Genomic DNA, 19,035 nt, shown 5'->3' with positions numbered 1-19,035 from the left:
GCGAACGCTACGCTCTCAGGCATGAATTCCGGGATGACGGGGCGTCCATCACAAGCTGGGTCGATGGCCTCCGGGTCGGATCGTGAGCTTCCGGTCCCACTGGTCGGCGCGATCTGTCTGATGTACTTCGGCGCCGTCGTCCAGATCGCAGGTTTGGTCGCTGCTCTCACCGCCATGAACACGTCGGCGCTGAATGTCCGCACCGAGCATGCGCGGGGCTCGGGACTCACCGACACAGATCTGGAAAGTTCAGTCGATACGGGTCTCGGCGCCGGAGTCGCAATTGTCATCGCCGTCAGCGCGATTGCGGTCGGGCTGTGGATCTGGATGGCCCGCACCAACGCCCGCGGGCAGACCTGGGCCCGGAGCACTGCGACCACACTCGCGGTCTTGGGCACGGTGTTCGGCCTCTTCTCGGCGGTACGCGCCGACACCGATTTCACGATGGGCACCAACATCGTGATGTGCGTTCTCGCAGTGGGCATCATCGTGTTGTTGCATCGTCCGGACTCACGTGAGTACTACGAAGCGATGTCGCAGTAGGATGAGGATCGTCGCAACACGGAGGCCGAGGGGGGCTGAAAGCATGGCACGTTTCACGGTGGAAAGCGTCGACTACGACCAGTTCGGCGGCGGCATCCATTCCGCAGTCGAGGAGATGCAGCGCCTCCTTCCCATCACCGCGCGGTTGCACCGACAGATTCCTGGCCCAGACGGTCGCGACTACGCGTTCGCCGTCCTGCAGAAGCAGATCAACTTCCTTCCGCCGGAGGGATTCGACTGGTCCCGCGGCCAGCCAGAATGTTTCGGCAAGGACGAGGCGGGCGAGTTCGTGACCATCTATGCCATCGCGATCGCCCCCTTGTGGGAGGGCGCACAGTTACACGAGGGCATGAGAGCGTTCCCCGTGCGGATGGCCTACATCGTAGACAACACGGCGGGCTCCGACGACCAACTCGACTTCAACAAGTGTGAATACATCGGGTACGCCATGATCAACGATCTGCCTGAGCCGTCGGCCTCGACATAGGACCTGCTGTGCCATACGGGTTCGCGGGTGATCGCCGTATCCCCAGAGCGGACCCGAATGACATCCCCATCGAAAGAACATCGACAGCCGGTGGGGTGGTCCCAGGTGGCCACCGGTCTCCTGTTCGGAATCATCGCCATCGTCGCACTCTCGATCGTGTTTCTACCGGTTTTCCTACCTGGGTGTCTCGGTGCCGTTCAGCAGCGCCGCGGCCCCGTCGTTGCCGATCCTGATCTGGTTCGCAGTCTGGTGGATCACCACTGTGTAAATCATTCCGCGTCCGAGCTATTGGGCTAATCACCAGCGTGAGAGGAGGATCGTTTCGTGGAGAACCACCAGCGGCTCCCCATCAAATCGATCAAGAGTCTGGGAACGAGTTGGCACAACCGCGGATTCGGGTACTGGGCCAGACGAGCGGTCTTCGTCATCTACGCGCTGATCGGTTGCGCTTTCTCATTCAGCATCGTGGGTGTATTTCTCTACCTCGTCATCACCCATCTGCGCGACAACACCGGGTTGTCAGTGACTCTGCTCGTCATCTGTGTCCCGACGATTCTCGCGAGTCTGTACTACGGGCTGAAGCCTCTGCGTCGGACGCCCGAACAAAGGGCTGAGGGCCGGCCGATGACTTACGGGTCGGCCCTCTCGCGCAATCAGCGCATTGGGGTCGGTGCCGGCGCAGGAGCAGCTGGTTACGCTGCTTCGTCGGGAAGCGGAATCGCAAGTGGTGCGGCGTTCTTCGGCGCGTTCGCGTTCCTTGGACATTGCGTCGGGAACCTCATCGTCAGCTGTCAGAAGTATCTGACGCAGGCGGAGTTCGAGGCGGTTCGCGACGCTGAGCGCAGGCGGTAGAAGGACTCCAGAGCGACCACTGTCCTACGCCCGGAAAGGATCAGAACGACGTCGCGTTGTACTTCGCCAGAACCTCGCGAATCCTGTCGTCGTCGCGATCTGCTGCGGGAATCAGCACCTCGGCGACCACGTCGGTGAGCTCGGCGACCCGTTGGTGGAGCCGTTGTGTCTCTTGGACTTCGAGTTCAAGCTGCTTGATGCGGTCGGGCAGCTCACGCATCTTTGTGATCGACCAGGTGACCTTGTCGATCCGTTCGGTGACCACGCGCTTGCCTGCGCGGCCTCGTTGCTTCAGCGTTTCCACGTTGCGACCAGACGACATACGTGTGGGTCCTCCTGTTTGTAGACCGCGAGACCGTGGCCGGCCTCGCAGTGTTCGATCTGACCACCCGACGCCTCGATCTCGGCGATCACGGCGTCGGGTTCGAGGTAACGGCGGAAGTGTTCGCCGAACTCGTGCTCGGCGTTCTCATCGAGACCGGTGCGGAACTCGAGATAGAACTTGCCGCCGCGGCGCAACGACATGTTCGCGATCCGCCACAGGTTGAGCCGACCGGCATCCTTGAGGGCATGGATCAGGAAGCGGCCGTACAGGACCGGCGTTTCCGACTGGTGGGCCAGATCGGCGCCGAGAGCGAGCACCTGTCGGGTGTCGTAGAGGTTCAGTGTTCGGAATCGCGCCGGCAGTTCCTCGGATCGTGCGATGTTGCCGGCCCGCTCCGTGGCCGCGGGGATGTAGTCGAGGCCGAGCACGTCGCGGTCCTGACGGGCGAACCACAGGGCGTCGCGACCGGTTCCGGTGCCGATGTCCACGATCGCCGATCCAAGGGGCTCGCGGTCGTTGACCCAGCGGGCGAACGGTGAGGGCTCGGTGGGCACCGTCTCATTCGATTGTCCGAAGTAGAACGACCACCAATGGTCGTGGTTGCCGTTGTTCCCGCGCAGCCATCCGGTGAGACGGTGCCGAACCCACTGCGGCGCCTCGAACTTGAACGACGGGTCCGGGATTCGCCAGTGCGGTCCGTAGGTGATCTCCAGCAGCGCCTCGGGGTCGGCGGGTGCGGTGATGTAGCGTCCGTGCAACTCGACCTCGCCCAGCGGCAGGATCATGTCGGTACGGAACGTCTCCGACGCCACCTCGGGCAGCAGATAGAAGACATCTTCGACGACGAACCCGGCGAACACGTCGATCGCCCGGCCGCCCTCCGGGTCAGGCACGATCACCTTGAAGTCGGCAGCGGAGAACCGCCACGTCCAATACCCGGCCTCGATCATGACGCGCTCGAGCGCGAACGACTCACGCGCGACGTCTACTGGCGCGTTGTGCGTGCTCAGATAGGCGACGTCGGCATCCGAGTCGTGCGGGATGAACGCTCCGTCACGAACCGCGCCGAGCAAACCACCGTATGCGAGAAACGCGTCCACCCCCGCACCTGTCAGCCGCGCCAGCACGTCCTCGACCGCGTCGAGCAACGCATCCACGGTCGCCTGCCCACGCTCGGCGAAGGCGCACTGCAGCTCGCCGGCCTTGTCGACGATCAGCGCCCGGCCCTGACCGTCGGCGATACGCACACGGGCGTCGCTGCTGTCGAAGGCGTAGTCGCCGTCGAACAGCGTGCGCTCCGACGACCGTTCGCGCACCGTGACGTGGCCCGTGCCGTGCAGGTACGGGAGCAGGCATTCCGGCCACGGCGCGTAGTGGTGCACGGTGCGCCGCAGGACTTTCCGAGTGTCGCGCTCGGCCTGGAACGACCACACCCATTCACCGTCGAAGAGCACGTCGACCACTGCCGGCCGCGCGGAATCGATGGCGACCCCGCCAGGGTCGATGGTCGCGACGCGGAGTTCGGCCACGGTCACGCGCCGGCGAACGGTAGGTGAACGGTAACCGAATCGAAGGTGAACATAAGCCTCAGACACTAGACCCCGTCAGCTGCTTTCAACAGTGATGGAATCAGGGTGAGTACAGCGGACGCTTGCCGCTCACTCGGGGTGATGTCGTGATTGTTCGGATTCGTGGCGACTGCTCGTAGCGTCGGACGCGCGACACTTTGCCCAAGACCTCTCGCACTGTCTCTGAGGCCGCATCTCGAGCGGGTTGGTCCTTCAACCGAATGATTCGCCGCGCGCAATGTCCGGTTTATACACTCGCTGCAAAGTTGCCGGGCGATAACGGAGAACGTCCAATGCTACCGTCATGATCGCGCAGCAATGGCACGCGGCTGCGGTTCGGTTACAGGGGGATCTGATGGGGGAACACGTCAACGTCGACCCCGCCGACCTGCGCTACGGCGCACATCAGCTCGGCGGGTGGCATGACGACACTGCCGAGATCTTTGACAGCGGGCACAGACGGGTCGGCGAAGCGTCTGCGGGCTGGGTAGGGGCCTCGGCCGCAGCGCTGACCGAACGGCTTGATGCGCTCCGTGCCTCAGCTGAGGCGGTCACGACTCGCCTGGGTGACCATTCGACGAAGTTCGCGCTCTCTGCCCACAAGTTCGAGAGCCAGGATGAGTCCTCTGGCGAAGCGATCTCGCAGGTCATCCCGGCAGGATCGTCGGGGCACCTCACGCTGTGATCGGCCTTGACGATATCGACCGTTGGAACGTCGGCGATATCGAAACAGTCTTCAATGTGTGCGAAGCGCAGCGGGAACATTGCGACTCCCAGGCAACTCACCTGCAGAATCTCTCGGCCTTCTCGACTTGGGATGGCGACGCGGCGGCGGCAGCAAAACGTTCTGTTGGTCGTACCAGAGTTGATCTCACGCAGCACGGCGAAAAGGTCGCGACGATCGCGCGCGCCGCCAGCGCGGCGGCCGCCAAAATCCAAGCCATCAAAGACAACCTCCAGCGTCTTCGCGCGGAGGCAGCAGTCAAGATGTTCAGCATCGACAACGACGGAACTGTCAGGTCCATCCTTCAGACCGTTCTCGCGGTCGAAGCCGCTGCCGAGCGTGAAGCCGATCGCGCCGCACTCCAGGTGCAAGTGAACCAACTCCTCATCAACGCAGAAGAAGCCGATGATGCACTGGCCGCCGCGATTCGCGCTGCAGATGGTGAAATTCGCCCAGAGAACCTCCCAGCGACGGCCTTCGACGGCTCTTATCACGGAAAATATGGCATCGCTTCGCTCGGCATGCCGGAGTATCCCGAGGGATCACTGACCGCAGGCGAGACGCGGAACTATTACGCGGAGGCTGAGAAGCGCCTCAAAGCACTCAACGAGACGCTGGCCAAATCTGATCTACCAGTGGAGCAGCGCGCAGTGATCGCCCAGGATCTGAGAAATGAGATCCGGACGAAAGCACGAAATTTGATGGCGGACCGCGATCTGGCGGCGAAGCTGTTTGCAAACGAGCCGAACAAGTCAATGGATGAGCTGATCGAGCATAAATCCAACAAATATGGGATGAACAGAGAGCAAGCGCTCGAGGACATTATTCGGTCTTCGTCGGAAAGCCGCGGGAGCGTAAACGCCGCGCACGGCGTAGACCCAGCGAACCCCAAGCTTCCGGATCCAAGGGAGGTGGAGTCGAGGACGGGAGCTCGCGCCGGACCCGCCGACGCTGCCCCAGAGATCGGCCGCGGCGCTCTCCGCGTCATTGGAAAGGCGGCGATCCCTGCCGCCGTTGCATACGAGGTGTATGACGGATACAACCAGGTCAAGGATGGCACTGAAACGATTCCTGAAGCGGCAGGCTCAGGGACTGGTGCTGTGGGAGGTGCCTGGGCGGGAGCCGAGTACGGTGCGATGGTGGGAGTGTATGGCGGGCCGGTCGGCATCGCCGCAGGTGCCGTAATCGGCGGTCTTGCCGGCGGCCTCATCGGCGGCCATCTTGGGAAACAGGTGGGAGGGCTATTCGATTGAGCGAGATCGGTCTATATGAACGCGTGCGGCTGATGTCGGTAGCGGCGGCACGAGTTGTCGACCCGGGCACCATTGCCGGCAACATCCGCATAGACGCATCGGCATTGGAATGGCAGGAAGATCCGAGTGGTCGGCAGCTCGGCTACTTGAGAACACTTGTCGCTGCTGAGTCCCCGTTGGCGTCGTTCCGCGACAACATCTTCCTTGTACTCACCCGGTTCATTGTGGATCACGGTGTCGATGTCAATGACGCACTCGACGAAGCATTCAACGACGCACGCCGACTATCGGACTGGACAGAGCAGCAAGCCGAACGATTTCCGATCACCGACCGGAACGCAGGTGGCACCATCCAAGCCGGCTCTTACCGAGATGACTCAGCAGGCTGGTTATTCGCGGTGACCAAACATGTTCTCTATCAACGAGGAAACGTCGTCTATCTACTGCAATGCACTGGAACGACAGCGTCTGAGACCGCGGAGCGCTGGTCTTCGCTGCTTCGGACAGTGAAGTCCGCGTATCTCGACGACTGAGGAGGCCCTCAATGGTTACTCGCGCAACTACCGTTCCCGATCTCGAGGCCGCGCTGGCCACTCCGACGACTTTCATTCCAGACCCAGACGACGTCGGCTGGTTTCGCGGTGAAACCTCGACGACACCGCTCTACCTTCGAATGGGCAACTTTCCCGACGAGCACCTTTACTCACTGTATCTGGGGCATGGCCGCTGGATGGACTTCACGACGGCTCCGGATACCTGGACGGTAATCACCACTGAATCTGGGTGGCCCGACACAGCTCGACCGCGACTACCCAAGGGCCAGTTCCATGAATGACGATGAACTGCTCGAGCCCGAACTCGACCAAGCCCAACGGCACTATCTCATTTCGAGATGGAGTGAACCGCAACGCCGCTACCACACCGTGGAGCATCTGAGACGAGTGCTGGAGTCGCTGAGGGAACTTCAGGATTCCTCGGTCGAATTCGATGTCGTTCCCGTTCGGTTGGCCGCTTGGTTCCACGACGCCGTCTACGACATTCCGGGCCACGACAATGAGATTCGCTCAGCGGAGCTGGCTTCGACAATGCTCGCGGGCCACGGTTCTGCGGGCGAGGTCACCCGACTCGTTCGCATCACAGCCACTCACCACGTCACGCCCGGTGACCGCAACGCCGCGGCCCTCTGCGATGCGGATCTATCCATACTCGGTGCAGCGCCAGCGGACTACGCACGATATACACAGCAGGTTCGAGAGGAGTACGCAAGCGTTCCCGACGAGTACTTCCGCCCCGGGCGGGCCGATGTGTTGCGCGGGCTCCTGAACCAGCAGAGCATCTTTCACACTGGCTACGGGCACAAGAGATGGGAAGAGCGTGCGCGTCGGAACGTGACCGATGAGATTGTAGAGCTGGAGCCAGAACGCGGCGAAACGTTCGAGCGCTGAGCTGTCCCATATTGTTAAGAGTGTCTGTGCGGGATGCTGCATCCCATCGGTCCGAGTTCGTCTTGGCGGACGAAGTCCCGTCCGTGCCACTCCAGGCGTCGCTAACCCGCGACGTTCAACCGGTGAACTGCACGACCATCACCCAGCTCGTCACGAGCGTCGGGATGTTTCACGTAGTACTGCAGGAAGCCCAGAAGCTGATCGGCGCCGACAGCGAAAAGGTCAGCGGCAACCGTGATCGACCGTTGCAGATCACGGCGGGCCGGGGCGAGGGGCCCGATGAAGTTGATGTGGACCTGTGCGTGGGCACCGTCAGCGATGGTGATCGCCAGTCCCAGATTGTTGTTTGATGCCACCGGCTCGACGTCGACGATCTCTGACCAACGTATCTGCTGGCGCGCCTTGAACCCTTGCACCACTAGATCATCAGGCGTGCAGTCGATTGTGGGGAACCGTGCAAACCCCATCGCTAACCAGATCAGGGCCACTGCTCCGTACAGTCCCAACGCCAGAGCGACAAACGGCAGAACCATGTCGAAGCCTGAGCTCATCGGGAATGTCAACGCGTCCGTCCACATTCCAACGGCGAGGGTCACGCTTGCGATGACTGTCAGGACAAAGACGACCCAGTATCCCCATTCCAGCGTCCTGGGCATCTGGAACGAAATCGCGCCGGACGCAACAGTGACAGCCGTCCGCGGTGCAACGGAGCTCCTCAGCCGCTGCCGCATGATGACGGTCGTGAGCGCTGCTACGACGAGACAGCCCACAGCAGCTGGGAGATAGAACAACACGTAGACAAGTCGGGCATCTCCGATGGCGCGGATGCCATGGTAAGCCCAGAAGAGCCCCAACACCGTGAGTGCCACGACGACCACCACAAGCACTTTCGTCTTGTTTCGGACACTGTCCCAGCCGGCGAGCCCGTCGACGTGTTCCCCGCTCAATTGCAGACCGCCTTACCCAATTCAGAACCTACCCAACCGAATGCCCACGCTCCTCCGGCGCCGAGAACTCCGGCCGTCACCACATTGACCCCGGGAATCGGGACTGCGGCGCCCAGGGCTCCGCCACCCCAACCGCCGGCAACACCCCCTAGTCCGGCGATGGCTGCTCGGCACTTGTCGGCCCCGCTGTCCGCGGTCACCACGTCATACATTGCGACGCCCGACGCAAGCGCAAGACCACCAGATTTTGCTCCGTAGTGAAGATCTTCGCCAGTGTTCTTGGGGTGCGTCGGCAGAGACTTCTGTAGTGCGTTGCCGCTTTCCGGCTTCGGTACCCGCGATGATACCGCCGGCTGTGGTGAGCGCTGGGTGCGATAAGAACTGAACTGTTGGCGGTTATCTCCTCGGGTTCCCGGCCGAGCGGGTTACCCATGCGTCCTTGCTGTAGCGTGCGCTGCCGCCGACCACCCACACGCGTGGCAGACTTGCCCTCTGGATCGATCTCCGCCGCCAACAGCGGCTGGAATCGACGATTGAACGAGTCACGCTATAGCCCGCCGCCCGAGAACGCGACGACCTTGCCGCGGAGCTTGAGACCCAGCAAGACCGAAATACAGAACCACCGTCCGAGAAATGCGCGTCAGCCAACACAACCGTCGTCACAGTCACCGCCAGCGAGGCTTGATCCCTGCTCGATCCATGAAGAGCCAATTGGTCGACTCCGGTGAGATCGACCACGGCGTTGCCGAAGGAAACCGCCTCCACGTCGAACGCGTCGACAACGAGGACGAGGTCTTCTACTACCCGGTGAACTTGACGACGGAGTCCCGATCCCCCAGGCGCGATCTCCGGTGTACAGGCCAGCGGGTCGCAAGCATTCAGCGACGCCCCCAAGAAGCTGCTGCAAGAAGCTCGACGGACGCCCACCACCGAACCTGCCAATGGAACCGATCTCCGCCCGGATGCGTCCAATAGTCCGGGCCATCGGGGACCCTTGGTATTCTCCACTTTGGCTCAGGTAGTGCACCAATTCTGTCGCTGTGGCCACCGGGGGACGAATGACGAAGTTCAGTATGGATATCAGTGCCGTGGAGGGCGCCGCGAGCAAGGTCGATGGGCTCGCAGCCGAGATCCGCAGCCTCACGTTGACCACCAAGATGTCGACGCTGGGCACAGCGATACCGGATACACCCAACTGCTCGTCGCCGATGAAGTCCGTCGCCGACGGTGCGGACGCCACCATCACCGAGTTCGTCTCCAACTGCGGCGGACAGATCGAGGCGTTCTCCGCGCTGGTTCGGGTTGCGGCCGGAGCCACTGAGCGGACCGACGGCTTCAACGCCTCACGTTTCACCGGTGCCGGCGATCTCCCGACGGTCGCTCCGTCCGACCCTGGCAACGTCAACCGTCCAGCTCACCCGCGCTGACAGGTCGGACCGATGAGTACTCCCGGACGGATTGACGTCGACATGTGGCAACCCCACACGATGCTGCCGGCGGCCGCAGCAGCGCGTCAGATGGCCGCGTCACTGGAAGCAAAGGCCGGACTTGTCCGTAATGCCGTAGTCGCCGACCTAGATCGCACGTCCGACTGGGCCGGCGAGAGCCGAAACAGCGCAGACGACCGCGCCGAAGCCGAGAAGAAGTGGATGACCAATCTCGCGGACAACCTCGAGGACGTCGCTACCTCGATCGAGAAGGGTTGCGAGAACATCGCGAACCACAAGACCTTCTTGATCTCGATACAGAATGCAGCTTTCGACGCCGGATACGACCTTGTCTCCGCCAGTGATCCACAGTGGAACCTGAAGCGCAAAGAGGGGCAGGAGGAGAAAGAGGGTGACGCCGCCGCGATGGAGTCGTGGCGAACACGACTCGTCGCTCAAGCCAACGCAGCCTTCGATGCTGTCCGGTCCGCTGCCGATTCACTGGGCTCAGAGCTCGGCAACCTCAGCACCATCACTCCGTCGTCACTGGCGCTGAACGGAACAATGGGTGCACGAGATGCGGGCCTCGCAAGCGATGGATTCTCGCCGGACGAACTACGCACCATCGGAGAGCATTTGAAGGAGGCGCAGTTGACACCAGAGCAGCTGCGCGCCCTGATGAACGGAGAGAACGTCGCGGTACCGCCCGGCGTCGTCTCGTATCTGCGCAACCTGTATGGCGGACTCAACCCGCAGCAGGCACTTGAACTCCGGTACGGCCTCGACAAGACCGACGCCTCCGCCGGGACAGCGTTCGGCAACGGGATCAACACTCTCGGGAACGAGAGAGTCGGTGGCGGTGGAACGGCGGGCGGATTCAACGAACTGCCCAGCTGGATGAGAAACATCGCGACCGAACGGGTACCGACCAATCCCAAAGACGTCGCCAGTCTGGATCCCTTTGCGCGGTCGTTTGTACTGGGTCAACTGGTCAACGGTGCCACGACACCGCCCGGTACCCGCTTGGGTAGCGAGTTGATCCAGAAGACAGCGAATCTGGCTGAAGCAGAGAGAAATAACCCATCTGGTGGATCACCCTACATGTCGAATCTCGCGCTACTGGGTCCGTGGGGTGTGGAGAACGGACTCAACGATCTCGTCGACACTGGGCATCCTGACAGTTCGGTTTTCAGCGGTCGCTATGAAGACACTCTTGAGAACCTCCTCGGTGCGGGGTCGCTGAGCCATGAGGCCTCAACGGCCATACTCAGCGGCCACGGCGGCGCCGAAGCCGGACTGGAGCCCGACTACAACCGTGATGAAACACTGAAATCGCTCTTCGCGCACGACTGGCGAGACAACGGCAAATCTGTCGGAACGTTGACCGACTGGATCGATGACTACGCTGCCGACCAGGGCAACTCCCACCGTGCAGGACTGTCGGCAGAAGCATTCCGCGGGATGTACGACTTCACCGACAACCCGGCGAACTTCACATTCCTGATGGACACGAATGGCGGACATTCCGGATCGCTTGGCGACATCAATCCGGAGTTGGCACGAGCGATGGAGCAGGCAACCCGCCCGTACTTCAACATCCTCTCAGGAGGAAATCCTCTGAACTACGGGTTCGATCAAGCTGCCGCAGAACACCTTCGGAACTTTGGCGGTCCCGAGAATGACATCGGAAACGACCGAGATTTCCAAGATGGCGTTCGTAGGCTGTTCGGGGTGATCTCGTCCGACGACGGCGCACGCGCCCAGTTGATCAGGGACATCGGTCTGCAGCAGTCGTACAACGCAGCCCACGTATCCGATGCGCTGGCCGGCGGCCAAGGCTTCAGCGCAGACCTGGCGGCCAGAAACGGCTGGCTGCAATCACTCGCGCGTGACGGAGTCATGGCTGACATGCTCGACGACTGGCACGACGACCATCCGGGTAACGACGTCGATGCCGACACCTTCGGGTCGGTGAAATCGAACGCGAAGGATGTAGTGACCAGCCTGATCAGTGCGGTGCCCTTTGTCGGGGACCCTGCGGCCCTCGGCACCGGTATGGCAATCGACTGGATCAATCCACCCGAGAGCGTCGAAGCCGACTCGGGCAGCCAACCATCTCGGGCACCGATGAATGACACCCTGCTCGAACAACATTGGGCGGCATGGGCGGCAACCGACCCTCAACCGTCCGGCGATCCCAACGATTCCTTGCTCTTCGAACCGGACGGAACGATCAAACCATTGGCGAAGGTGCTTGAGGAAAGCAACTTCGACAACACCGAATCGAGATCGAGCAGTCCGGTGGCCCTGAGTGAGATCATGAAGAACAAGCTTGCCGACAAGGGAATTGATGTCACCAACTTCGACATTGTGTACAACAAGTTCGCCGGTGACGATAGCAACTCGATCGACTATGACTACTACGAACTCAATCTGCAAGGCGAGAAATGAAAAGAATCATTGCACTCGTCACGCTCCTGATTACGATTTCCGCTTGTGCGAGCGCACCGGACACTCCGAGCTCCCGTTCATCACGTTCAGTTGATCCAGCCCGGACCTACGAGTTCCCGGCAAAGATGGGCCCGATGACAACGACGTGGCAAGCGTCGCGCGGAATCAAAATCACCGATCCACTACCCACTCTGACCAGGGCTTTTTTTGAAAGTGCGTTCATCGCAGAGACGTATACCAAGGCGGACGCATTCCCTGGATTCGTTCGGCTGTTTGGCAAGAACGGGTACCAACTGATTGACGGCGGTGCACAAACCTACGCAGGCTGGACTGGCACGCGACGCCTCCGACTACAGTCGATCACCGAACACGATGGCATAGTTCGCGCAACAGTCTGCGACGATAGAGCCGGGCTGTATCGGCAGAAGTTCGTAGGCAAGCCGCAGGAGGTTGTCATGCCGAAGAATCGGTTTCGGTACGGCACTGGCAACCGCCCGTATATGGACGAACCCTACACGTGGTTCGTCGAGTTGTTCTCCGTGGACGGCGATCGTCTAGGCCCCGCCGACCCCGCCATCGGCGATGCGCGAGCCCCCAACAGGGACGTATTCAAAGGCTGGGATCTCGTTGATACCGGCTGGGCCGAGTCGAACCAGCCAGGAACAGCTTGCGACCAATGGGCACACCAGAACTACCCGGGAGTCGCCGACCCAGGTCCCCCACCGCACCGCCTGTACCCCAACGGCTTTCCGGATCCTGACTTCCAAAGCACATTGCCGCAATCGCCTGGTTGGACACAGGTTGGTCGGCCGTAGTGGAACTCGGTCGACTCCGAGAGACTGTCTGCTCTAGACGACCACTGAGAACACAAGTGCTGCTGCAGGTGATTCTCGTGATGACTCTGTGCGGCTGCGCGAACGCAGTGCGTCACGAGACCAGCACAGGGAGTTCGACCGAGGCCAACCCGGTCACGTCGTATACCTTCCCGAAGTCGATGGGTCCGATGACAACGACGTGGCAGGCAGCTCCCGGCATCGATCTCTCCGGCAAACTGCCGACACTGACACGCGCCTACTTCGAGAGCGAGTTCATCGCCTCGACGTACACCAAAGCGGATGCCTTTCCAGGTTTCGTGCGGTTGGTCGGCGACCTGCAGGGTGCGGTCATCGATGGTAATGCGAAGACCGACGCGGATTGGACTGGAACACGCCGCCTCAGACTGCAGTCGATCACCGAGAACGCGGGCATCGTCCGCGCGACAGTGTGCGACGACAGGGCCGGCTTGTATCGCCAGAGATTCGTGGGCAAGCCGCAGGAAGAGGTCATGCCGAGGGGCCGATTTCGATATGGCGCCGGCGACCGCCCGTACATGGATGAGCCCTTCACGACGTATGTCGAGTTGCGTCCAGTCGAAGGCAAACCACTGTGGCCGGCCAACCCTGCTCTCGGCGAAGCGCGCGCACCCAACTGGGATGTCTTCCAAGGTTGGGAGCTCGTGAGAACGGGCTTCGCTGACCGGTGGCGGGCCGGAACAGCCTGCGACCAATGGGCGCACCAGAACTACCCAGGATTCACCGACCCAGGTTCGCCACCACACCGCCTGTACCCCAACGGCTTCCCGGATCCCGATTTTCAAAGAGTGTTGCCGCAGTCACCTGGTTGGACACAGGTTGGTCAACCGTGAAAGGGGCTCGCCCGGCTGCGAGCGGTTCCCTACCCTAGCGACCGATGAGACGACCCGTACTGCTGCAGCTGCTTGTCGTGATGGCACCGGGCTCCTGCCGTAGCCGGCGTCGGCCCGCACGCCGCTCACTCCTCCGCACTCGGCAACCTCCACCCGAACGTCGCCGTCGGCGGGGCGTCCTTGCTGTACAGCCGTGCCGGCCGCCCACCACCCACACGCGTCGCCGGCTTGCCCTCCGGATCGATCTCCGCCGCCAACAGGGGCTGGACCCGACGATTGAACGAGTCGCGCATCAGCCGCCGCCCGAGGATCGCCTCGTGTAGCTCCCGCAGCTCCGAGAGCGTGTACGGCTGATGGAGGAGATTGTCGGGATCCGGCTGGTCCTCGTAGCGCTCGCGCAAATTGTCGGTGGCCGCTGAGATGATCTTGTCGTGGTCGTAGAGCAACCGCTCCCCTGACGCCAAACGCCCCTGCGGCGTCAGCGGTGCCAGCTCGCCGACGACGTCTGACAGATCGTCGGCCGGCAACGCCACAGCATGCGCGATCGAGATCGTCCACCCGCGAGGATCTCGATCTGGATCACTGAACACCGCCAGCAGATGCGGTCGGACGTGGTCGGGCGAAAGCCCCAGTTTCAGTTCGAGGACTTCGCGCACCGTCTCGTCGACGGTCCGGCGTTCTCGAACAAACCGGCCCGGTAACGCGGCTCCCTCGGAGCCAGAACCGCGCTGGACCACCACACACAACGTCCCGTCGACCACCGTGAGCACCGCGATGTCGACGGCGACGTTCGGACGCGGGTAGTCGCTCAACTGCGGGCTGGGGCGAGCGCTCACATCTCAACCCTATGCGAATGTCTGCGCAAAGTAGTAAACTCAAAAACGCGAAAAGTCACCGCCTCGGTCGAATGCCGGGTGGGAGGAAGGAATTCTGATGAAACTCTCCGCCGCTCTCGACGTCGAGGTCGTCGCCCACGAGGCTGCCGACGAGGTCACCCTGCTGCTCGAACTGGAGGCACCGGCCGGTCCGGACACCGATCGCGCACCCACGGCATTGCAGGTGGTTCTCGACCGCAGCGGATCGATGTCGGGTCCGCCGCTGGAAGGCGCTCAGAAGGCGCTGGCCGGTGTTGTCGCGCAGCTCGATCCGTCGGACGTCTTCGGTGTCGTCACCTTCGACGATGACGCGCAGGTCGTGGTCCCGGCGGGCCCGCTCGCCGACAAGCAGTGCGCCGTCGATGCAATTCAGTCGATCGTGGCCGGCGGATGCACCGACCTCTCGTCGGGCTATCTCCGCGGCTTGCAGGAGTTGCGGCGCAGCACCAAGGCAGCCGGCGTCCGCGGCGGTACGGTCCTGGTGATCAGTGACGGGCACGTCAATAGTGGCATCCAGGAACTCGACGAGTTCGCGAGCATCACGGCCAAGGCCGCCGCCAACGGCATCGTCACGTCGACCCTCGGTTACGGACGTGGCTACGACGAGACGCTGCTGTCGGCAATCGCGCGGTCGGGCAACGGGAATCATGTGTTCGCCGACGACCCCGACACTGCCGGAGCCGCGATCGCCGGCGAGGTGGAAGGCCTGCTGGCGAAGTCGGCGCAGGCCGTGACCCTCACGGTGCATTATGTGCCGCAGGTCCAGTCACTGTCGCTGTACAACGATTTGCCCGCCCATCAGATCGGCGACGGTGAGGTGATGATCGAGCTGGGTGACCTGTACGCACTCGAGAGTCGCAAGCTGCTGCTGCGAATGAAGGTCGACGGACTCGCCGCACTCGGGCTCGCGCAGATCGCCGAGCTGGAACTGCGGTACGTCGAGACCGCATCTCTCACTGAACACACGGTGTCGCTGCCGATCTCGGTGAATGTGGTGCCGGGCGACGAACTCGGTGACCGCATGCCCGATCCGAAGGTCCAGTCGGAGAGGCTGTACCAGGAAGGCCAGGCCGCCAAGCTCGAGGCGTCACGGGCCTACGAGGCCGGCGATCTCGACGCAGGCCAGGCGCATCTCCGCGCATCGCGTGAGCGGCTGCAGGAAGCGGCCGGCTGCGCCGCACCCGAGGATCGCGCGGTGATCGACAGCGAGCTGCGGATGATCGAGGAGCTCGGCGCGCAGGCCGAGGTCACCGGTGCGATCTACGCTTCGAAGGCGACGCGCGATTCGTATCACCTGGGGAATCGGAAGCGCGGTCGGCGGGTCGACTGATCCTGTTGTAGTTCTGTTGATCTCGATACATCTCGTCGCTACGCTCCTCGCCTACTCGATCGGCAGTAGACGCCCCTTTCCGCTGGTCGAGTAGCGAGCGAGCCCCCTAGGGCGAGCCCGCGTATCGAGACCCACTCCCCCTCCCACAACCGAAAAGGACCACCACTTGACCCACCTCATTACCGCCCAGCTCGACCGCACCGCAGGCGTTCTCCTGGGCACCGCCGTCGGCGATGCGCTCGGCGTCCCCTACGAGTTCGAAACGCGCATCCTTCGCGACGGAGATCGCCCGGAGATGCTCGGCGGCGGCCTCGGCAACTTCGCGCCCGGCGAGTGGAGCGACGACACCTCGATGGCGATGGCGATCGCACTCGTCGCGGCCACCGGCGCCGACCTCACCACCGACGACGCACTCGACGCCATCGCGGAGAACTTCTTGCGTTGGTACGACGGCAACCCACCGGACGTCGGGAACCAGACCCGCGCGGTTCTCAGCGCAACCCGACGTCGACTCAACGGCGGCGCAGACGGCCCCGGGCAGATCATGCGCGAGGAATCGGAGAAGTACGCGGCCGCCCACCCTCGCTCTGGCGGGAATGGCGCGTTGATGCGGACCGCACCAGTTGCGTTGTCACACCTCGACAATCGCGATCAGTTGGCCGACGCGGCGCGTCTGGTCGCGGCGCTCACCCACGCCGACCCACTGGCCGGTGACTCGTGCGTGCTGTGGTGTGAGGCCATCCGGGTAGCCGTTCTCGAGGGGCGTGTCGACATCCGTGGAGGTCTCGACCTGTTGCCAGGCGAACGAGTCGACCAGTGGTCGACGTGGCTCGATTACGCCGAGGACAGGGACCCGAAGTCGTTCACACCCAACGGCTTCACCGTGAGCGCACTGCAGGCTGCCGCCGCGGCCATCGTGCAGACGCCGATCCCCGACGCGATGCCGTGCGTCCACCTCCAGGACGCGCTCAACGCTGCGGTGGGCATCGGCAACGACACCGATACCGTCGCCGCGATCGCCGGTGGGCTGCTCGGAGCCCGGTGGGGTGCGAGTGCAGTCCCGTGGCAGTGGCGGAGGGCAGTCCACGGCTGGCCTCGCTTCGATGATCGGGCGAGCGACGCACATGATCTTGTCGCGCTGGCGACACTGACTGCCCGCGACGGTCACCCCGACAGCAAAGGGTGGCCGCGCGCCGACAATGTCCGTTACACCGAACGCGCGTTCGCCGATGTTGTTCCGCACCCTTTCGACGACGGTGTACTCCTCGGAACCCACGCGACGGTCGATCATCGGGCCGATGCTGTGGTGTCGATGTGTCGCGTCGGCCGCAACCAGGCGTGCTTCGCCGCCGCAACCGAGGTCATCGCCTCCCGCTTGATGGACTCGGATCATCCCGCTGAGAATCCGAACCTCGAGTTCGTCATCGCCGATACCGCCGATGCAGTGCGAGGGTTACGTGCCGAGGGTAAGACCGTGCTGTTGCATTGCGTCGCCGGGCATCAGCGGACACCGAGTGTGGCTGTGGCATATGGAGTGATGCTCGGACATACGGTTGAGGAGGCGAGCGCGAATGTGCTGGAAGTGATGCCGTCGGCGCGAGGAAGTGGGGTCGTCTGGGACACAGCGGGCACGACAGGTCGAGAACGAAGTGAAACGTCCTCCGACTGAATGATTCGCCGGCGGAGATGTCGTTCTTGGCGCGAGCGGGGTGATCCCGCCTGGGAGCGCCGGTGCTAGCGTCGCGTCATGCAGCTCGCTGTCGGCCCACTGGACCTCGTATCTCGAAAGGTCGACTCGGTGAATGACCTGGCGCTTGTCGAGCCCGCACTCACCGACGACCAGCGGGCAGACCTTCTTGCACGATGGAGTGAGCCTCAGCGGAGATATCACACCCTTGATCATCTGAGGCAGGTTCTGCACTCACTGGAGCTACTCAGCCAGGGCGGCGTCGACTTCGATCCAGTCCCGGTCCGGTTGGCCGCATGGTTCCACGACGCCATCTACGAGATTCCCGGGACGGACAACGAAGCCCGATCTGCTGAGCTCGCTTCGGAAATGCTTACCGGACAATCCCTCGGCGACGAAGTGGCCCGCCTCGTCATCGTCACAGCGACGCACCATGTTCGTCCTGACGACGCGAACGCGGCGGCGCTCTGCGATGCAGATCTGTCGATCCTCGCCGGATCGAGAGAGCAGTACACGGTGTACCGGCAGCAGGTCCGAGAGGAGTACGCAGCCGTTCCCGACGAACATTTCTGTGTTGGCCGGGCGGCCGTCCTTCAAAGCCTGCTCACGCAGGACACGCTCTTCCACACCGACGTCGGCCTGGAACTGTGGGAAGCAAGGGCTCGGGACAACGTAACCACCGAAATCCGGGACCTCGAGCAGCTATCGTTCTCGTTTCGATGACACTGTCGGAATGCTGAAGGCCGTATCGCACAGCGGCACGCAAATCTGGAAGGGCCTCTTCTGATGCGGGGTAGTGCAACAAGGCCGCCGATCAAGCCTCTGAGGAGTCTCGGACACGTGGTACGACCGGGGGTCGGCGTACTGGATGAGGAGGGCCTACGTCGTCTGCTGGGCTTTGGCCAGTTGTGGCATCTCTTTCGGCATAGTCGGTGGATTCATATATCTCACCGTCGCGGAGATACAGAACAACACTGCGTATGCAGTCACGATGCTCCTGATCTGCACGGGCGTCGTCTTCGCCAGCCTCTACTTCGGACTGCGCCCCCTGCGGCGCACGCCTGAGCAGAGGGCCGAGGGTCGTCCGATGTCCTACAACACCCGGTTGACACGCCGTCAGCGCGTCGGGATCGAGCGTCGCGACCGGGGCGGGGGGTACGCCGCATCGGCGGGTAGCTCAGTCGCGCGCGGTGCCTTGTTCATCGCGGCATTCGCGTTTCTGGGGCAGTGTGTCGGAGGCTTGATCGTCTCCTCCCAGAAGTATCTGACACCCGAAGAGTTCGACGCGGTCAAAGAGGCTGACCGCTGGCTCGAGCAACACGGGGCGAAGTAATCATTTCCACGCGGATGCTGCGCTGAGTGCCTTCCCCATGCCGTTCAGGCGAACAGAAACGCCATGAACAGCAGCGGCCAGATCTGGACCTCCGAACCACTCGC

The 19,035-nt window shown here is 62.6% G+C and carries 20 protein-coding genes; 16 read left to right on the top strand and 4 right to left on the bottom strand.

Translation table 11 applies throughout. From position 1 onward, the window contains the following. Positions 1-63 precede the first annotated feature (63 nt). The 3 genes from ACPXCG_RS18025 to ACPXCG_RS18015 all read left to right on the top strand — a co-directional run bounded on the left by ACPXCG_RS18025 (position 64) and on the right by ACPXCG_RS18015 (position 1,882). The gene (locus tag ACPXCG_RS18025; RefSeq protein WP_425793402.1) at positions 64-543 is read left to right on the top strand and encodes a hypothetical protein; all 480 of its coding nucleotides are present in this window, start codon (positions 64-66) and stop codon (positions 541-543) included. Between the two features lie 43 nt (positions 544-586). After that, complete coding sequence (locus ACPXCG_RS18020) at positions 587-1,030, top strand: hypothetical protein (protein ID WP_425793400.1); 444 nt, start codon at positions 587-589, stop codon at positions 1,028-1,030. Between the two features lie 324 nt (positions 1,031-1,354). After that, entirely contained in the window at positions 1,355-1,882 is a 528-nt protein-coding gene (locus ACPXCG_RS18015) for a hypothetical protein (RefSeq protein ID WP_425793399.1), read from the top strand. A 40-nt stretch (positions 1,883-1,922) separates the two neighbouring features. Here ACPXCG_RS18015 and ACPXCG_RS18010 read toward each other — a convergent pair whose 3' ends face one another. Both ACPXCG_RS18010 and ACPXCG_RS18005 read right to left on the bottom strand, forming a co-directional pair. Continuing rightward, positions 1,923-2,186, bottom strand: coding sequence for a DUF6752 domain-containing protein (locus tag ACPXCG_RS18010; RefSeq protein WP_425793398.1), 264 nt, complete (start codon positions 2,184-2,186; stop codon positions 1,923-1,925). Continuing rightward, positions 2,174-3,742 carry a LicD family protein gene (locus tag ACPXCG_RS18005; protein WP_425793397.1) on the bottom strand — a complete coding sequence of 523 codons (1,569 nt, stop codon included), beginning with the start codon at positions 3,740-3,742 and terminating at the stop codon, positions 2,174-2,176. The genes ACPXCG_RS18010 and ACPXCG_RS18005 overlap by 13 nt, the downstream gene beginning before the upstream one ends. 337 nt (positions 3,743-4,079) lie before the next feature. Between ACPXCG_RS18005 and ACPXCG_RS18000 the strand changes: the two genes are divergently transcribed. The 5 genes from ACPXCG_RS18000 to ACPXCG_RS17980 are packed head-to-tail and all read left to right on the top strand — an operon-like array spanning position 4,080 to position 7,197. After that, complete coding sequence (locus ACPXCG_RS18000) at positions 4,080-4,460, top strand: WXG100 family type VII secretion target (RefSeq protein ID WP_425793396.1); 381 nt, start codon at positions 4,080-4,082, stop codon at positions 4,458-4,460. Then, positions 4,457-5,752 (top strand): phage head morphogenesis protein, encoded by a 1,296-nt coding sequence (locus ACPXCG_RS17995; protein ID WP_425793394.1) that lies wholly within the window; start codon positions 4,457-4,459, stop codon positions 5,750-5,752. Before ACPXCG_RS18000 ends, ACPXCG_RS17995 begins: the two co-directional genes overlap by 4 nt. Beyond that, a complete protein-coding gene (locus tag ACPXCG_RS17990; RefSeq protein WP_425793393.1) occupies positions 5,749-6,285 on the top strand; it encodes an LpqN/LpqT family lipoprotein in 537 nt (178 codons plus the stop codon). Before ACPXCG_RS17995 ends, ACPXCG_RS17990 begins: the two co-directional genes overlap by 4 nt. An 11-nt stretch (positions 6,286-6,296) precedes the next feature. Continuing rightward, positions 6,297-6,587, top strand: coding sequence for a hypothetical protein (locus ACPXCG_RS17985; protein ID WP_425793392.1), 291 nt, complete (start codon positions 6,297-6,299; stop codon positions 6,585-6,587). Further along, positions 6,580-7,197: an HD domain-containing protein gene (locus ACPXCG_RS17980; RefSeq protein ID WP_425793391.1), complete on the top strand. Its 618-nt coding sequence runs from the start codon at positions 6,580-6,582 to the stop codon at positions 7,195-7,197. The genes ACPXCG_RS17985 and ACPXCG_RS17980 overlap by 8 nt, the downstream gene beginning before the upstream one ends. A gap of 101 nt (positions 7,198-7,298) precedes the next feature. Here the strand turns inward: ACPXCG_RS17980 and ACPXCG_RS17975 are convergent, their stop codons facing one another. Next, the gene (locus ACPXCG_RS17975; protein WP_425793390.1) at positions 7,299-8,144 is read right to left on the bottom strand and encodes a hypothetical protein; all 846 of its coding nucleotides are present in this window, start codon (positions 8,142-8,144) and stop codon (positions 7,299-7,301) included. 1,058 nt (positions 8,145-9,202) lie between these two features. On the opposite strand from ACPXCG_RS17975, the gene ACPXCG_RS17970 reads away from it, so the two are divergent. Genes ACPXCG_RS17970 through ACPXCG_RS17955 form a run of 4 tightly spaced genes read left to right on the top strand, consistent with a single transcriptional unit; the run spans position 9,203 to position 13,706 of the window. Further along, positions 9,203-9,571: a hypothetical protein gene (locus ACPXCG_RS17970; protein WP_425793388.1), complete on the top strand. Its 369-nt coding sequence runs from the start codon at positions 9,203-9,205 to the stop codon at positions 9,569-9,571. Positions 9,572-9,583: 12 nt separating this feature from the next. After that, entirely contained in the window at positions 9,584-12,022 is a 2,439-nt protein-coding gene (locus ACPXCG_RS17965; protein ID WP_425793387.1) for a hypothetical protein, read from the top strand. Beyond that, positions 12,019-12,837 (top strand): hypothetical protein, encoded by an 819-nt coding sequence (locus ACPXCG_RS17960; RefSeq protein WP_425793386.1) that lies wholly within the window; start codon positions 12,019-12,021, stop codon positions 12,835-12,837. Before ACPXCG_RS17965 ends, ACPXCG_RS17960 begins: the two co-directional genes overlap by 4 nt. A gap of 56 nt (positions 12,838-12,893) precedes the next feature. Beyond that, complete coding sequence (locus tag ACPXCG_RS17955; RefSeq protein WP_425793385.1) at positions 12,894-13,706, top strand: hypothetical protein; 813 nt, start codon at positions 12,894-12,896, stop codon at positions 13,704-13,706. A 125-nt stretch (positions 13,707-13,831) separates the two neighbouring features. On the opposite strand, the gene ACPXCG_RS17950 is transcribed toward ACPXCG_RS17955, so the two are convergent. After that, positions 13,832-14,542 carry an NUDIX hydrolase gene (locus tag ACPXCG_RS17950; RefSeq protein ID WP_425793383.1) on the bottom strand — a complete coding sequence of 237 codons (711 nt, stop codon included), beginning with the start codon at positions 14,540-14,542 and terminating at the stop codon, positions 13,832-13,834. A 97-nt stretch (positions 14,543-14,639) separates the two neighbouring features. Between ACPXCG_RS17950 and ACPXCG_RS17945 the strand changes: the two genes are divergently transcribed. The 4 genes from ACPXCG_RS17945 (at position 14,640) to ACPXCG_RS17930 (ending at position 18,931) form a co-directional block, all read left to right on the top strand. Beyond that, entirely contained in the window at positions 14,640-15,911 is a 1,272-nt protein-coding gene (locus tag ACPXCG_RS17945; RefSeq protein ID WP_425793382.1) for a vWA domain-containing protein, read from the top strand. 166 nt (positions 15,912-16,077) lie between these two features. Beyond that, positions 16,078-17,580, top strand: coding sequence for an ADP-ribosylglycohydrolase family protein (locus ACPXCG_RS17940; RefSeq protein WP_425793381.1), 1,503 nt, complete (start codon positions 16,078-16,080; stop codon positions 17,578-17,580). A 78-nt stretch (positions 17,581-17,658) separates the two neighbouring features. Then, positions 17,659-18,321: an HD domain-containing protein gene (locus ACPXCG_RS17935; RefSeq protein WP_425793379.1), complete on the top strand. Its 663-nt coding sequence runs from the start codon at positions 17,659-17,661 to the stop codon at positions 18,319-18,321. Positions 18,322-18,589: 268 nt separating this feature from the next. Continuing rightward, entirely contained in the window at positions 18,590-18,931 is a 342-nt protein-coding gene (locus ACPXCG_RS17930; protein WP_425793378.1) for a hypothetical protein, read from the top strand. Positions 18,932-19,035: the final 104 nt, after the last annotated feature.

The organism is Gordonia sp. DT218 (assembly GCF_049847105.1).
GTDB lineage: Bacteria > Actinomycetota > Actinomycetes > Mycobacteriales > Mycobacteriaceae > Gordonia.
The sequence above is the reverse complement of the archived record's forward strand: the minus strand, read 5'-3'. Positions and strand labels throughout refer to the sequence as shown.

Coding starts and splice junctions, on each gene's coding strand:
- ACPXCG_RS18025 (WP_425793402.1), top strand. CDS start 64: ATGGCCTCCGGGTCGGATCGTGAGCTTCCGGTCCCACTGGTCGGCGCG.
- ACPXCG_RS18020 (WP_425793400.1), top strand. CDS start 587: ATGGCACGTTTCACGGTGGAAAGCGTCGACTACGACCAGTTCGGCGGC.
- ACPXCG_RS18000 (WP_425793396.1), top strand. CDS start 4,080: ATGATCGCGCAGCAATGGCACGCGGCTGCGGTTCGGTTACAGGGGGAT.
- ACPXCG_RS17985 (WP_425793392.1), top strand. CDS start 6,297: ATGGTTACTCGCGCAACTACCGTTCCCGATCTCGAGGCCGCGCTGGCC.
- ACPXCG_RS17980 (WP_425793391.1), top strand. CDS start 6,580: ATGAATGACGATGAACTGCTCGAGCCCGAACTCGACCAAGCCCAACGG.
- ACPXCG_RS17970 (WP_425793388.1), top strand. CDS start 9,203: ATGACGAAGTTCAGTATGGATATCAGTGCCGTGGAGGGCGCCGCGAGC.
- ACPXCG_RS17965 (WP_425793387.1), top strand. CDS start 9,584: ATGAGTACTCCCGGACGGATTGACGTCGACATGTGGCAACCCCACACG.
- ACPXCG_RS17960 (WP_425793386.1), top strand. CDS start 12,019: ATGAAAAGAATCATTGCACTCGTCACGCTCCTGATTACGATTTCCGCT.
- ACPXCG_RS17945 (WP_425793382.1), top strand. CDS start 14,640: ATGAAACTCTCCGCCGCTCTCGACGTCGAGGTCGTCGCCCACGAGGCT.
- ACPXCG_RS17935 (WP_425793379.1), top strand. CDS start 17,659: ATGCAGCTCGCTGTCGGCCCACTGGACCTCGTATCTCGAAAGGTCGAC.
- ACPXCG_RS17930 (WP_425793378.1), top strand. CDS start 18,590: ATGCTCCTGATCTGCACGGGCGTCGTCTTCGCCAGCCTCTACTTCGGA.